Below are 12,719 nucleotides of genomic sequence, written 5' to 3'. Positions count from 1 at the left end.
TAGAATGACCGGGTGAATTTCCCCGTCCTTGCCATCACCCTCGACCTCGACGACACGCTGTGGCCGTTCGCACCGATCGGCGCCCGCATCGACCAGGTGCTGCACGACTGGATGCGTGAACACAGCCCGGCCACCGCCGCGATGTATCCGCTGGCGGCGATGCGCGAACTGCGCGAGCGCTCGTTCCGCGACAACCCGCATCTGCATCATGACCTGAGCGCGCTGCGCCGGCTGACGCTGCGTGAGGCGCTGCAGAACAGCGGCGCCAGCCTGGACCTGCTGGAGCCGGCCTACGAAGCGTTCTATGCCGCGCGCAACCAGGTGGAGTGCTATCCCGATGCCCTCGATGCCCTGGCGCGTATCGCCGCGCGGGTACCGGTGGCCGCGCTGAGCAATGGCAATGCGGACCTGCAGCGGATCGGGCTGGCCCATCATTTCGCCTTCCAGCTGGGTGCGCGCGAACATGGCGCGGCGAAGCCGGAGGCGAGCATTTTCCATGCCGCGTGTGCCCGGCTGGGCGTGGCCCCGGCGCAGGTGCTGCATGTCGGTGACCACATCGAGATGGACGTGGCCGGCGCCATCGCCGCCGGCCTGCGCGGCTGCTGGATCAACCGCGACGCCGCCACCTGGACCCATCCGCAGCTGCAGCCCGACCTGCAGTTCGACACCCTCACCGGCCTGGCCGACTGGTTGGACGCCAACCTCGGCGCCACCGCACCCCGGAGCAATTGACGCATGAGCGAGATCACGGGCTTCACCGCCGACACTTCTGCCGCACTGCCGCTGTACGTGCTGGATCGCGAGCAGTTCGCCCGCTGGAACGCCGGGCAGCCGGCCGCCACGCAGGCCTGGCTGGCCTCGCAGGGCTTCACCGCCGGCTCGCACAGCATCGCCCTGCTGCCCGGCAGCGAGGGTCTGGCCGGTGCGGTGATGGGCGTGGGCGATCGCGGCGATGCCTACAGCTATGCGCACGCGCCGCACGCCCTGCCCGAAGGCAGCGTGTGGCAGCTCGCCAGTGAGCTGCCGGCCAGCGAGCAGGCACTGCTGCAGCTGGGCTGGGGCCTGGGCAGCTATCGCTTCGACCGCTACCGCAAGCGCAACCGGCACCCGGCGCAGCTGGTTGCCGCACCGACCGGGGAAGTGGCGGATCTGATCGCCGCCAGCCTGCGCGTGCGCGACTGGGTCAACACGCCCACCGAAGACATGGGTCCGCAGCAGCTGGAAGAGGCCGCACGCACGCTGGCAGCGGCGCACGGCGCCGAGGTCGAAGCGATCACCGGTGATGCGCTGCTGGCGCAGAATTTCCCGGCCATCCATGCCGTCGGCCGCGCATCGCATCGCGCGCCGCGCCTGGTCGTGCTGCGCTGGGGCAAGGCGACGGATCCGGCGCTGGTGCTGGTCGGCAAGGGCGTGTGCTTCGATACCGGTGGGCTGGACATCAAGCCGGCCGATGGCATGCGCAACATGAAGAAGGACATGGGCGGCGCCGCGCACGCGCTGGCCCTGGCAGGACTGGTGATGGCCCAGCAGCTGCCGGTGCGCCTGACCTTGCTGGTGCCGGCGGTGGAGAACGCGATCGGCCCGGATGCGTTCCGTCCGGGCGAAGTCATCGCCACCCGCAAGGGCCTGAGCGTGGAGATCGACAACACCGACGCCGAAGGCCGTGTGATCCTGTGCGACGCGTTGACCTTCGCCGCTGAGCAGAAGCCGGACCTGGTTCTGGACTTCGCGACCCTGACCGGCGCTGCGCGCATCGCGCTGGGCCCGGACCTGCCGGCACTTTTCAGCAACGATGACACCGTCGCCCAGCAGTGGCTGCAGGCCGGAGATGAAACGCGCGACCCGGTCTGGCGCATGCCGCTGTGGCGTCCCTACCTGCGTTACCTGAGCAGCGGCATCGCCGACCTGGCCAATGCCGGTTCGCGCATGGCGGGCTCGGTTACCGCCGCGCTGTACCTGGAGCGCTTCCTTGAGGATGGCCAGCGCTGGGCGCACCTGGATGTGTACGCCTGGAACGATGGCGAACGGCCGGGCCGCCCGGCCGGCGGCGAAGCACTGGCCCTACGCTCGGCCTGGGCGATGCTGAAGGCACGCTACGCCTGAGCGCAGCCGATGCGCGGGTGGAGCCGGACAGGGGTCCGCTCCACCGGGTTGTGACGAAAAATTGAATTCCGGCCACGGTCGGGTTCTGCGAGGATGTGTCGGTCGACCACCCACACATTCCGTGAAGGCAGGACTCCGACCATGTCGCTCTTCCGCTACACCCGCGCCGGCCAGGGGCCGCGCACACCGCGCAGGCATTCGCCGCTGCCCTGGATCGCGCTGATCGCCCTGATTCTTGGCGGGATCACGCTGGGCTTTGCCTGGCTGGCCGGCTGGGTCGGCCACCGCCTCACCGCGCAACGCTTCACCGACACCATCGAGGCCACCGGCCCGGCCCATCCCGGGTTCCGCCGTGCGCACAGCAAGGGCGTGTGCGTGAGTGGCTGGTTCGCACCCAGTGCACAGGCGCCGACGCTGTCCAGCGCGCGCGTGTTCTCGCAGGCCCGGGTGCCGGTGCTGGGCCGCCTGTCGATCGGTGGTGGCGATCCCCATGGGGCCGATGGCAGCGCCCGGGTGCGCAGCATCGCCCTGCAGCTGGTCAGCGACGATGGCCAGGAATGGCGGATGGCGATGAACAGTTTCCCGTTCTTCGCGGTGCCGACGGCGGAGGCCTTCTTCGAACAGACGCAGGCGCAGATCCCGGATCCGGCAACCGGCAAGCCCGACCCGCAGAAGATGGCGGCGGTGCTGGCCAAGTACCCCAGCGCGCAGGCGTTCCAGCAATGGGCACGGACCGCGCCGTGGACCGACAGCTGGGCCAATACCCGCTTCAACAGCGTCAACAGCTTCTGGTTCACCAATGCGCAGGGCCAGCGACGCGCCGTTCGCTGGCAATGGCAGCCCCGCACGCCGGTCGCCGAGCTTGATGCCGACGCCCGCAAGCGCGCCGATGTCGATTTCCTCAGCCAGGACCTGCAGCGCCGGCTGGCGGCCGGCCCGGTGCAATGGGACCTGGTGGTCAGCATCGCCGAACCGGGGGACGCCATCGACGATCCGTCGGTGCCCTGGCCGGACGCGCGGGAAACGGTGGTGGCAGGCGTGCTGAGCCTGGACCGCATGCAGTCGCAGGAACAGGGCGCCTGCGGCGAGCTGAACTTCGACCCGCTGATCCTGCCCAGCGGCATCCGCGGCAGTGATGATCCGATCCTGGCCGCGCGGTCGGCGGTCTATTCGCAGTCGTTCAACCGGCGCGAGCGCGAGCGCGCGGCCGGAGCGGCAGCGCAACCGAAGGAGGCTGCACGATGAGTACCGGCAATGGCCACTTCAACCTGTTGGCGCGGGTACTGCACTGGTCGATGGCGGTGATGATCATCGCCATGCTGTTCATCGGCGTGACCATGGTCGCCTCGCTGCACCTGCGGCCGATGCTGCTCGACCTGCACCGCCCGCTGGGCATCGCGATCGGCGTGCTGGTGCTGCTGCGCCTGTACAACCGCCTGCGCCATCGGCCGCCGCCGCTGCCGGCCGATCTTCCGGTGTGGCAGGTGATGGCGGCAAAGGCATCGCACTGGATGCTGTACGCGCTGATGCTGGCAATGCCGCTGGTGGGCTGGGCAATGCTGTCCGCGGGAGGCTACCCCATCGTGCTGGGGGGCGGACTGCACCTGCCACCGATCGTGCCGCACACACCGGCACTGTATGCAGCGCTGCGCAGCGCGCACAGCCTGCTGGCCTACGTGCTGTTCGCCACCGTGCTGATGCATGTCGGTGCCGCCCTCTTCCACCTGTGGGTCCGCCGCGATGGCGTGTTCCAGGCGATGGCGCGCGGGAAGGACTGACGCGACTGCGGCCTGTCGATCGCTCGTGGGCCAGGGAACCCCTCGGGAGCCGCCGGGCATGGCTCGGCTCAAAAGGGTCGAGCGACTCCGCTACAGCCAGCCCTTCTGCCGTGCCAGCCGGTACGCCTCGATCCGGTTGGCCACGCCCAGCTTGCCGATGCACTCGGACAGGTAGTTGCGCACCGTGCCGTGCGACAACCCCAGCTGCTCGGCGATCTCGCTGGCAGTCCGTCCTTCGCCCGCCAGGCGCAGCACGCGCCGCTCGCGGTCGGTCAGCGGGTCCGCCTGTGACCAGGCATCGAGTGCCAGCTGTGGGTCGATCGCACGCACGCCCTGCTTCACCTTGCGCAGTGCATCGGCCAGGTTCTCCGCTGGCGCGTCCTTGAGCAGATAGCCGAGCACGCCTGCGTCCAGCGCGCGGCGCAGGAAACCGGCGCGCGCGAAGGTGGTCACGATCACCACCTTGATGGGCAGTTCGTGGCGTGCGATGCGCTGGGCCAGTTCCAGCCCTGACAGACCGGGCATCTCGATATCGGTCACCAGGATGTCCGGCTTCAGCTGCTGCAGCATGCGCCAGGCGGCCTCGCCATCGGCGGCGCTGCCCAGCACCTCGATGTCCGCCTCCAGACTGAGCAATGCGGACAGTGCGCCGCGCACCATGGCCTGGTCTTCCGCCAGCAGGATGCGGATCATGCCGCGCCATCCTGCGCCACCGGCGCGGGTGCAGCGGGCGGCAACGGGACAGTGGCCGCCGACAGCGGCACGCGCACGCTCAGCACCGTGCCCTCGCCGCGCGGAGACTGCACGGTGACATACCCGCCCAGCGCCGCAGTGCGCTCACGCATGCCGCTCAGTCCATTGCCCTCGGCCTGCATGCCACCCCGGCCATCATCGCGGATCTGCATCACCAGTACTTTTCCTTCCTTCATGAAGTCCACCCGCGCCTGTGTCGCCTGCGCATGGCGGGCAATATTCGTCGCGGCCTCCCGCAGGACCAGCGCCAGGCCACGCTCCACCTCCACCGGCATCGGCGGCGGCGGCGCGTACTGCAGATGCACCTGCTGGCACTCCAGCAGCAGCCGCGCCGAGGCCAGCTCCCCGGCCAGGTCGCTGGCCCGGATGCCGGTGACCGCACTGCGCACCTGCGCCAGCGCTTCGCGGGCGATGGCCTCGGCCTCGCCAATCTCCTGCCGCGCGCGCGCGTCGCCGCGATCGTGCAGTTTGCGTGCCAGCTCCAGTTTCAGGGTGATCAGCGACAGCGTGTGGCCCAGCAGGTCGTGCAGGTCGCGACCGATCCGCTCACGCTCGGCGGTCGCCGCCAGGCGACGTACTTCCTCCTGCGACAGCTGCAGGGCCGCCTCCTTCTCCTGGTTGAGCGCCTCGACATTGACGACCAGGCCGACGATGTACGACACCGCCGGAATCCACACCAGGCTCTGCCAGGGATACTCGAACGCGAGCGCGACCACGCAGAACACGATGTTCAGACCGGTCAACTGCAGCAGGTACCGCCACCAGCCACCACGCCCGCTGACCCGCATCAGTACGCAGCCGAACACGAAGTAGGTCAGCCCGGACGGATACCAGGGCAGCAGGACCAGGGCCATTGCAATCAGACCCAGCGCATAACGGGTTGCGTGGTGGCGGGGCGACACCAGCACCTTGGCGTACAGCAGCAGGAACAGCGGGTAGCTGGCCAGAGTCAGCAGCAGCCAGCGCAGGGTGAACCCATGGCCGAGCAGCGGGGTCAGGAAGATCCACACCGACCACAGCAGATGGATCGCCTCGCTCCAGGGCGACTTGCCACGCCGCAGCGTGTCGGCGACCGCCGAGTCCGGCGCAGGGCGCAGCAGGGAGGCCAGCCAGCTCGATGACACGGGAGGGTCCAGGCGGGAACGATCGCTGCCGATCATGCCAGTTCAGCCGCTCCTGCGCAGGCGCGGGCGCGCCAGGACGGCCCTGCCGGCCGCGTGCGCTGCCCTCCGCCAGGCCTGCGCAGGCGCAACAGCCCGCTGATCGCGGTACTCTTGCCGGCGCCGTTACGACGCACCTGCACCTGCTGCAGGCCAGCCAGCGACGGGGCGATCGGAGCCATGGGCGGTACCGGTAGCGGGGACGTTGCCATCCTGCGCCCCCTTGGTCACGTTTCGCAGTTGCCACCGTCAAGGTCATCGGATGACAGCTGTCACTGCCGTCATCCCCGTGCCTGCCGTCATGCTGTGCCGCACGCTCCACTGCCGGAACCGCCGCTGTCCGCCCTTCCGGTCACACCCGCCCGAACGCCTGTGATGGAACGAATGAACGCTTCTGCCGAGCTGTTGAAGGAACTCCGTATCGAACGCAAGTCACCGCCGCCTGCCTCTGGTGGTGGTGGCAGCGGGCGCCGCTGGCTGTGGATTGCCGTGATCGCGGTGGTGCTGCTCCTGGCCGCAGGCGCCTTCGCGCTGTTCGGCCGCACTCCGGCCGTGCAGGTGGAAACCGCACCGGCGGTCGCCATCCAGCAGGGCAGCGCCAGCAGCTCGGTCCTCGATGCCAGTGGTTATGTCGTCGCCCGGCGCATGGCTACGGTGTCGGCCAAGATCACCGGCAAGGTGCGCGAGGTGATGATCGAAGAAGGCATGCGCGTGGAGGCCGGACAGATCATGGCCACCCTCGACCCGATCGATGCCGACGCGCAGCGCAGTCTGTATGCCTCGCAGCTGCAGGCCGCACGCAGCCAGGTGGCCGGACTGGAGGCACAGCAGAGGCAGGCGGCGGCAGAGGCCAGCCGGCTGCAGGCGCTGGTCGGGCAGCAGCTGGTCTCGCGCTCGCAGTACGACCAGGCCGTGGCCCAGCGCGACAGCCTGCGCGCGCAGCTGGAAACCGCACAGCGCAACGTGAAGGTCGCCAACGACCAGCTGGCGATCGCCGACCTTGGGGTGGACAACAACATCGTGCGTGCGCCGTTCTCCGGCGTGGTCACGGCCAAGGCGGCACAGCCGGGCGAGATCGTCTCGCCGCTGTCGGCCGGTGGCGGCTTCACCCGCACAGGCATCGGCACCATCGTCGACATGGATTCGCTGGAGATCGAGGTCGAGGTCGGCGAAGCCTTCATCGGCCGCGTGCAACCGAAGATGCCGGTGGAAGCCATCCTCAATGCCTATCCGGAATGGAAGATTCCGGCCGAGGTGATCGCCATCATCCCCACCGCCGACCGGGGCAAGGCGACGGTGAAGGTGCGTGTGGCCCTGAAGCTGAAGGACCCGCGCATCGTGCCGGAGATGGGCGTGCGGGTCAGCTTCCTGGAACAGGCAGCGCCGCAGGCTGAAGCCAAGCCGCAGGGCGTGCGTGTGCCGGCAGGCGCGGTGGTCGAGCGCGAGGGTGCATCGGTGGCCTTCGTGCTCGGCGACGAGAACCGCGTGCAGCAGCGCACGGTCCAGGCTGGCCAGGCCATGGGCAAGGATCGCCAGCTGCTCAAGGGTGTGAATGCCGGCGAGCTGGTGGTGGTCAACCCGCCGGACACCCTGCGCGATGGCACCCGGGTCCAGCAGAAGCAAACGCAGTAGCGGCACGGCGCCTTCCGGGGCGCCGCCAGCGGCACCGTTCGACAACGACACCGTTCCACGCATGCCCGGCCGGCAGCCGGGGTGCGTCACCGTTTCCCGCCTACGTGGAGAACCACCCATGTCGACCCTGGTTTCACTGCGCAACATCACCAAGACCTACCAGCGCGGCCCCGAGAAGGTGCAGGTGCTGCACGGCATCGACCTGGACATCGCCCGCGGCGACTTCGTCGCGTTGATGGGGCCGTCCGGTTCAGGCAAGACCACCCTGCTCAATCTGATCGGTGGCCTGGACAATCCCAGCGGCGGCGAGATCAGCATCGAAGGCGAGCGCATCGATCAGATGAGCGGTGGCCAGCTGTCGACCTGGCGCAGCCACCACGTTGGCTTCGTGTTCCAGTTCTACAACCTGATGCCGATGCTGACCGCGCAGAAGAACGTGGAACTGCCGCTGCTGCTGACCCATCTCAATGCCGCGCAGCGCCGCCGCAACGCCGAGATCGCGCTGACCCTGGTCGGCCTGGCCGACCGCCGCAACCATCGTCCCAACGAGCTGTCCGGCGGCCAGCAGCAGCGCGTGGCGATCGCCCGTGCGATCGTCTCCGACCCGACCTTCCTGATCTGCGACGAACCCACCGGCGATCTCGACCGCCAGTCCGCCGAGGAGATCCTGGGCCTGCTGCAGCAGCTCAACCGCGAACACGGCAAGACCATCATCATGGTCACCCATGACCCGAAGGCCGCCGAGTACGCCACGCACACGGTGCACCTGGACAAGGGCGAGCTGGCCGACGCGCCGCTGGCCCACTGACGGAGGCCACAGCGATGAAATACTTCTCTCTGGTCTGGGCGCAGCTGTTCCGCAGCCGCACCCGGACCCTGCTGACCCTGCTGTCGGTGGTGGCAGCGTTCCTGCTGTTCGGCATGCTCGACTCGGTGCGCGTGGCATTCACCTCCGGTGGCAGCGTGGAAGGGGCCAACCGCCTGGTGGTGGCCTCGCGCCTGTCGATCACCCAGTCGCTGCCGATCCGCCTGGAAACGCAGATCCGCCAGGTGGCGGGCGTGCGCGACGTGGCCTATGGCATGTGGTTCGGCGGCATCTACCAGGATCCGAAGAACTTCTTCCCGAACTTCTCGGTATCGCCCAACTACTTCGACGTCTACCGCGAACTGCAGATCGACCCGGCGCAGCTGGAAGACTGGAAGAACACCCGCACCGGTGCGATCGTCGGCGAGACCTTGGCCAAGCAGTTCGGCTGGAAAGTCGGCGATACCATCCCGCTGCAGGCGACGATCTTCCCGCGCGGCGGCAGCAACGACTGGCCGCTGGAACTGAAGGGCATCTTCCGTTCCAGGGATCCGGCGCAGGCCTCCAACGAAGAGCGCCAGCTGATGATGAACTGGAAATACTTCGATGAGTCCAACGACTACATCAAGAACCAGGTCAGCTGGTACACGGTGACGCTCGACAACCCCGACCATTCTTCGCGGGTGGCACAGGCCATCGATGCGATTTCCGCCAACTCCGACCACGAAACCAAGACCCAGACCGAATCGGCGTTCCAGCAGGCCTTCGTCAAGCAGTTTGCCGACATCGGCATGATCGTCACCTCGATCATGGGCGCGGTGTTCTTCACCCTGCTGCTGCTGACCGGCAACACCATGGCGCAGGCCGTACGCGAGCGCGTGCCGGAGCTGGCCACGCTGAAGACACTGGGCTTCAAGGACAGCACGGTGCTGATACTGGTGATGATCGAATCGGTGCTGCTGATCGGTCTCGGTGGCCTGATCGGCATGGGCCTGGCGGCACTGATCCTGCCCGCCATCGGCCCGAAGAGCATGGGCCTGCTGCCGCCGCACATCCCCACCCCGACCTGGCTGATGGGCTTGGGCCTGATCGTGGTGATCGGCGCGGTCGTCGGCCTGCTGCCGGCGCTGCGCGCCAAGCGCCTGAAGATCGTCGACGCACTGGCCGGCCGCTGAGGAGGACACCGACATGTTCAAGAACAAGCTCAAGAAGTGGTTCGGCAACACGGTGACCGTGCTGGCGCTGGCAATCGGCCTGGCGGTATGGATCGGCCTGCCGTGGGTGGGCGTGCTTGCCGTGGCGGTGCTGGTCGGGCTGTGGCTGGCGCTGACCCGCAGCGGGCGGCTGGCCCTGGCCGCCACCCGCATCGGCGTCGCCAGCCTGCCGCAGCGCTGGGGGGCATCCTCGGTGATCGTGGTCGGCATCGCCGGCGTGGTCGGGGTGTTGGTGGCGATGCTGGCGATGGGCGAAGGCTTCCAGGCCACGCTCAGCAACACCGGCGATGACACCACCGCCATCGTGCTGCGCGGTGGTTCGCAGGCGGAAACCAATTCGGTCATCACCCGCGAGCAGGTACCGACCCTGTCCACCCTGCCCGGCATCAGCCGCGATGCACAGGGACGGCCGCTGCTGTCGCCTGAACTCTCGCAGGTGGTCAACCTGGTCTCCAAATCGGACGGTACCGACGTCAACGCGCAGTTCAGGGGCGTTGGGCCGCAGGCGTGGGCGGTGCATGACAAGGTCAAGATCATCGAAGGCCGCAAGTTCGCCACCGGCCTGCGCGAGATCGTGGTCGGCCAGGGCGCCAAGGGCCAGTTCCGCGACATGGAGGTCGGCAGGACGCTCACCCTGGGCAACCAGACCTGGACGGTGGTCGGTGTGTTCGCCACCGGTGATGCGCATGACTCCGAACTGTGGACCGACGCCGATACCCTGGCCACCACGTACCAGCGCAGTGCCTGGCAGTCGATCAGCGTGCGCACTGAGGGCAAGCCCGGCTTCGATCAGTTCAAGGCCGCCGTCGCCGCCGATCCGCGCCTGAAGCTGGACGTGGAAACCACCCGCGCGTACTACAGCAAGCAGGGCGGCGGCCTGACCAAGCTGATCGACATCCTCGGCAAGGTGATCGGTACGATCATGGCGGTGGGCGCGGTGTTCGGCGCGCTCAACACCATGTATGCCGCCGTGGCCACGCGAGCGCGCGAAATCGCCACCATGCGCGCGATTGGTTTCCGCGGACTGCCGGTGGTGACCGCGGTGATGCTGGAAACGATGCTGCTGGCCCTGCTCGGCGGCCTGCTGGGCTGCACGGTGGCGTGGCTGCTGTTCAACGGCTACAGCGTGTCCACCATCGGCAGCAACTTCAGCGCGGTGGTGTTCAAGTTCCACGTATCGCCGGAACTGCTGTGGACGGGGCTGAAGTGGGCGCTGGGCATCGGCCTGGTCGGTGGCCTGTTCCCGGCGCTGCGCGCCGCCCGCCTGCCGATCACCACGGCACTGCGCGAAACCTGATGCGTGCGCCGCCAGCGGAGGCGGCGCGGACGCGGGACGGGGCCGGTGCTCCGTCCCGCGTTGCTTTCCGGCTCAGCGCTTTGCCGCCCGCATCGTGCGCAGGTTGTCACCGATGAACAGCAGCAGTCCGGCCCAGATCGCTGCAAAACCGACGGCCTTGGCCATGTCGAACGATTCGTGGAAGAAGAACACGCCGAGCAGCAGCTGCAGGCTCGGTGCGATGTACTGCAGGATGCCCACCAGCGACAGCGCGATGCGCTTCACACCGTAGGCGAAACCGATCAGCGGCACGGCGGTGACCACGCCGCCGAAGATCAGCAGCAGATCGTTGCGCAGGCCCCAGCCGCTGAAGAATCCGCCACCGTGGCCATTCTCGGCCCAGACCGCGAACGCCAGCGCAGGCAGGAACAGATACAGGCTTTCCACGCCCAGCCCGGCCACGGGATCGACCGAGACCAGCTTGCGCAGCAGGCCGTACAGGCCGAACGAACAGGCCAGGCCCAACGCGATCCACGGCGGCGTGCCAGCGTCGAGAGTCAGCCAGGCCACGCCCACCGCCGCCATGCCCACCGCCACCCACTGCAGCCGGCGCAGGCGTTCCTTCAGCACCAGCACCCCCAGCAGCACGTTCACCAGCGGGTTGATGAAGTAGCCCAGGCTGGTCTCGATCACGTGGCCGGCATTGACGGCCCAGATGTACAGGCCCCAATTGAACGCGATGGTCAGGCTCGACACCGCCAGGATCGGCAGCGCGCGCGGCTGCGCGGCGATCTTCCGCCACCAGCCCAGCTTCGCACTGAGCAGCAGCCAGGCCACCACCAGCACCGTGCTCCAGATGATGCGATGGGCGATGATCTGGAACGACGGCACTTCATTGAGCAGGTGCCAGTACACCGGCACCAGTCCCCACAGCACGAAGGTGGATGCGGTGACCAGCAGGCCCCGGCGTTGTTCTGTCTCGTCGATGCTCATCGCTTGCGCGTCCTTGCCATTGTCAGTACCACCACGCCCAGCAGAATCACCACCATCGCCAGCACGTCGCGCCAGCCGAAGCGTTCGCTGTTGAGGGCTGCGCCCAGCAGCACCGCGATCACCGGGTTGACGTAGGCGTAGCTGCCGGCCAGCGCCGGGCGTACGTTCTGCAGCAGCCACACGTAGGCCGTGAACGCGACGATCGAACCGAACACGCACAGATAGGCCATGGCCAGCAGGCCACCGGTATCGGGCAGTGTGGTGGGCCGCTCACCCACCGCCAGCCCGATCAGCACCAGCAGCACGCCGCCGCAGATCATCTGCCCGGCGGCCGTCATGAACGGGCCAGGCAGGTCCAGGCCGCGCGCCCACACCGAGCCGAAGGCCCAGCCGATCGGTGCGATCAGCAGCAGCACCAGCCCGGTGGGCGTCGCCGTCAGGCTGCTGCCCGCATTCAGCCAGACAACGCCGAGGAAGCCGATGGCGATGCCCAGCCATTCGCCACGGCTGGCGTGCTGGCCGCGCAGCGCCGAGAACAGCGCCATCCACAGGGGCACCGATGCCACCGCCGTGGCCGCCAGGCCGGACGACACATCGCGTTCGGCCAGCACCACCATGCCGTTGCCCAGCACCAGCATGGTCACCCCCATGAGCACCAGGCTGCGCCACTGCCGCAACGTCGGCTTCGGCATTTTCCAGAACAGGCGCAGCGCCAGGTACATCAGGCCCCCGGCGATGATGAAGCGGCTGCCAGAAACCATCGTCAGCGGCAGCGCACCGCCGTGCAGGGCCTTGGCGATACCGAGATAGGTCGAGCCCCAGACCACGTAGACCAGCAGCAGCGCCAACACGACAAGGCCGCCCCGGGGGGCAGCCGCAGACGGAACAGGGGGAGCCGACATGACGCACCAAGGGACCGGGGGAAGGCGGATTCTAGGACGTTTTGAGTATGGTCCGGCACCCCGCAAGGTGGCACGCTGTCGTCCATCCATGCACCCTGTCCTG

At 68.2% G+C, this 12,719-nt stretch carries 13 protein-coding genes; 8 read left to right on the top strand and 5 right to left on the bottom strand.

Annotated elements, in window-relative coordinates; all coding sequences use genetic code 11:
* Positions 1-12 precede the first annotated feature (12 nt).
* From ACVOME_RS10725 to ACVOME_RS10710, 4 genes are all read left to right on the top strand, one after another.
* The gene (locus tag ACVOME_RS10725; protein WP_065174216.1) at positions 13-732 is read left to right on the top strand and encodes an HAD family hydrolase; all 720 of its coding nucleotides are present in this window, start codon (positions 13-15) and stop codon (positions 730-732) included.
* Positions 733-735: 3 nt separating this feature from the next.
* A complete protein-coding gene (locus ACVOME_RS10720; protein ID WP_053516540.1) occupies positions 736-2,103 on the top strand; it encodes a leucyl aminopeptidase family protein in 1,368 nt (455 codons plus the stop codon).
* Positions 2,104-2,244: 141 nt separating this feature from the next.
* Positions 2,245-3,348, top strand: coding sequence for a catalase family peroxidase (locus tag ACVOME_RS10715; RefSeq protein ID WP_180876922.1), 1,104 nt, complete (start codon positions 2,245-2,247; stop codon positions 3,346-3,348).
* Complete coding sequence (locus tag ACVOME_RS10710; RefSeq protein WP_065182014.1) at positions 3,345-3,881, top strand: cytochrome b; 537 nt, start codon at positions 3,345-3,347, stop codon at positions 3,879-3,881. Before ACVOME_RS10715 ends, ACVOME_RS10710 begins: the two co-directional genes overlap by 4 nt.
* Positions 3,882-3,971: 90 nt before the next feature.
* Here the strand turns inward: ACVOME_RS10710 and ACVOME_RS10705 are convergent, their stop codons facing one another.
* The 3 genes from ACVOME_RS10705 to ACVOME_RS10695 are packed head-to-tail and all read right to left on the bottom strand — an operon-like array spanning position 3,972 to position 5,976.
* Entirely contained in the window at positions 3,972-4,574 is a 603-nt protein-coding gene (locus tag ACVOME_RS10705) for a response regulator transcription factor (protein ID WP_053516542.1), read from the bottom strand.
* Positions 4,571-5,794, bottom strand: a complete 1,224-nt coding sequence (locus tag ACVOME_RS10700; protein ID WP_263176897.1) for a sensor histidine kinase — start codon at positions 5,792-5,794, stop codon at positions 4,571-4,573. The genes ACVOME_RS10705 and ACVOME_RS10700 overlap by 4 nt, the downstream gene beginning before the upstream one ends.
* Positions 5,791-5,976 carry a hypothetical protein gene (locus tag ACVOME_RS10695; RefSeq protein WP_258012864.1) on the bottom strand — a complete coding sequence of 62 codons (186 nt, stop codon included), beginning with the start codon at positions 5,974-5,976 and terminating at the stop codon, positions 5,791-5,793. Before ACVOME_RS10695 ends, ACVOME_RS10700 begins: the two co-directional genes overlap by 4 nt.
* Positions 5,977-6,178: 202 nt before the next feature.
* Between ACVOME_RS10695 and ACVOME_RS10690 the strand changes: the two genes are divergently transcribed.
* The 4 genes from ACVOME_RS10690 to ACVOME_RS10675 all read left to right on the top strand — a co-directional run bounded on the left by ACVOME_RS10690 (position 6,179) and on the right by ACVOME_RS10675 (position 10,742).
* Entirely contained in the window at positions 6,179-7,426 is a 1,248-nt protein-coding gene (locus ACVOME_RS10690) for an efflux RND transporter periplasmic adaptor subunit (protein ID WP_065174211.1), read from the top strand.
* Between the two features lie 118 nt (positions 7,427-7,544).
* Entirely contained in the window at positions 7,545-8,234 is a 690-nt protein-coding gene (locus tag ACVOME_RS10685; protein ID WP_053516547.1) for an ABC transporter ATP-binding protein, read from the top strand.
* A gap of 14 nt (positions 8,235-8,248) precedes the next feature.
* On the top strand, positions 8,249-9,406 hold the full coding sequence (locus ACVOME_RS10680) for an ABC transporter permease (RefSeq protein WP_180876918.1): 1,158 nt from the start codon (positions 8,249-8,251) through the stop codon (positions 9,404-9,406).
* Positions 9,407-9,419: 13 nt separating this feature from the next.
* Positions 9,420-10,742, top strand: coding sequence for an ABC transporter permease (locus ACVOME_RS10675; RefSeq protein ID WP_065182019.1), 1,323 nt, complete (start codon positions 9,420-9,422; stop codon positions 10,740-10,742).
* A gap of 72 nt (positions 10,743-10,814) precedes the next feature.
* Here the strand turns inward: ACVOME_RS10675 and rarD are convergent, their stop codons facing one another.
* Together rarD and yedA are read right to left on the bottom strand one after the other, a co-directional pair.
* Positions 10,815-11,714 (bottom strand): EamA family transporter RarD, encoded by a 900-nt coding sequence (rarD, locus tag ACVOME_RS10670; protein WP_053516550.1) that lies wholly within the window; start codon positions 11,712-11,714, stop codon positions 10,815-10,817.
* Positions 11,711-12,616 (bottom strand): drug/metabolite exporter YedA, encoded by a 906-nt coding sequence (yedA, locus tag ACVOME_RS10665; protein ID WP_053516552.1) that lies wholly within the window; start codon positions 12,614-12,616, stop codon positions 11,711-11,713. Before yedA ends, rarD begins: the two co-directional genes overlap by 4 nt.
* Between the last annotated feature and the right edge of the window lie 103 nt (positions 12,617-12,719).

The sequence above is a fragment of the Stenotrophomonas sp. STEN008 genome (genome assembly GCF_056760435.1).
This window is presented reverse-complemented; position numbering and strand designations above follow the sequence as displayed.

Excerpts from the sequence above, each read along its gene's own strand:
- ACVOME_RS10685 (WP_053516547.1), top strand. The coding sequence starts at position 7,545 with ATGTCGACCCTGGTTTCACTGCGCAACATCACCAAGACCTACCAGCGC.
- ACVOME_RS10720 (WP_053516540.1), top strand. The coding sequence starts at position 736 with ATGAGCGAGATCACGGGCTTCACCGCCGACACTTCTGCCGCACTGCCG.
- ACVOME_RS10680 (WP_180876918.1), top strand. The coding sequence starts at position 8,249 with ATGAAATACTTCTCTCTGGTCTGGGCGCAGCTGTTCCGCAGCCGCACC.
- ACVOME_RS10690 (WP_065174211.1), top strand. The coding sequence starts at position 6,179 with ATGAACGCTTCTGCCGAGCTGTTGAAGGAACTCCGTATCGAACGCAAG.
- yedA (WP_053516552.1), bottom strand. The coding sequence starts at position 12,616 with ATGTCGGCTCCCCCTGTTCCGTCTGCGGCTGCCCCCCGGGGCGGCCTT.
- ACVOME_RS10705 (WP_053516542.1), bottom strand. The coding sequence starts at position 4,574 with ATGATCCGCATCCTGCTGGCGGAAGACCAGGCCATGGTGCGCGGCGCA.
- ACVOME_RS10700 (WP_263176897.1), bottom strand. The coding sequence starts at position 5,794 with ATGATCGGCAGCGATCGTTCCCGCCTGGACCCTCCCGTGTCATCGAGC.
- ACVOME_RS10710 (WP_065182014.1), top strand. The coding sequence starts at position 3,345 with ATGAGTACCGGCAATGGCCACTTCAACCTGTTGGCGCGGGTACTGCAC.
- rarD (WP_053516550.1), bottom strand. The coding sequence starts at position 11,714 with ATGAGCATCGACGAGACAGAACAACGCCGGGGCCTGCTGGTCACCGCA.
- ACVOME_RS10675 (WP_065182019.1), top strand. The coding sequence starts at position 9,420 with ATGTTCAAGAACAAGCTCAAGAAGTGGTTCGGCAACACGGTGACCGTG.
- ACVOME_RS10695 (WP_258012864.1), bottom strand. The coding sequence starts at position 5,976 with ATGGCTCCGATCGCCCCGTCGCTGGCTGGCCTGCAGCAGGTGCAGGTG.
- ACVOME_RS10715 (WP_180876922.1), top strand. The coding sequence starts at position 2,245 with ATGTCGCTCTTCCGCTACACCCGCGCCGGCCAGGGGCCGCGCACACCG.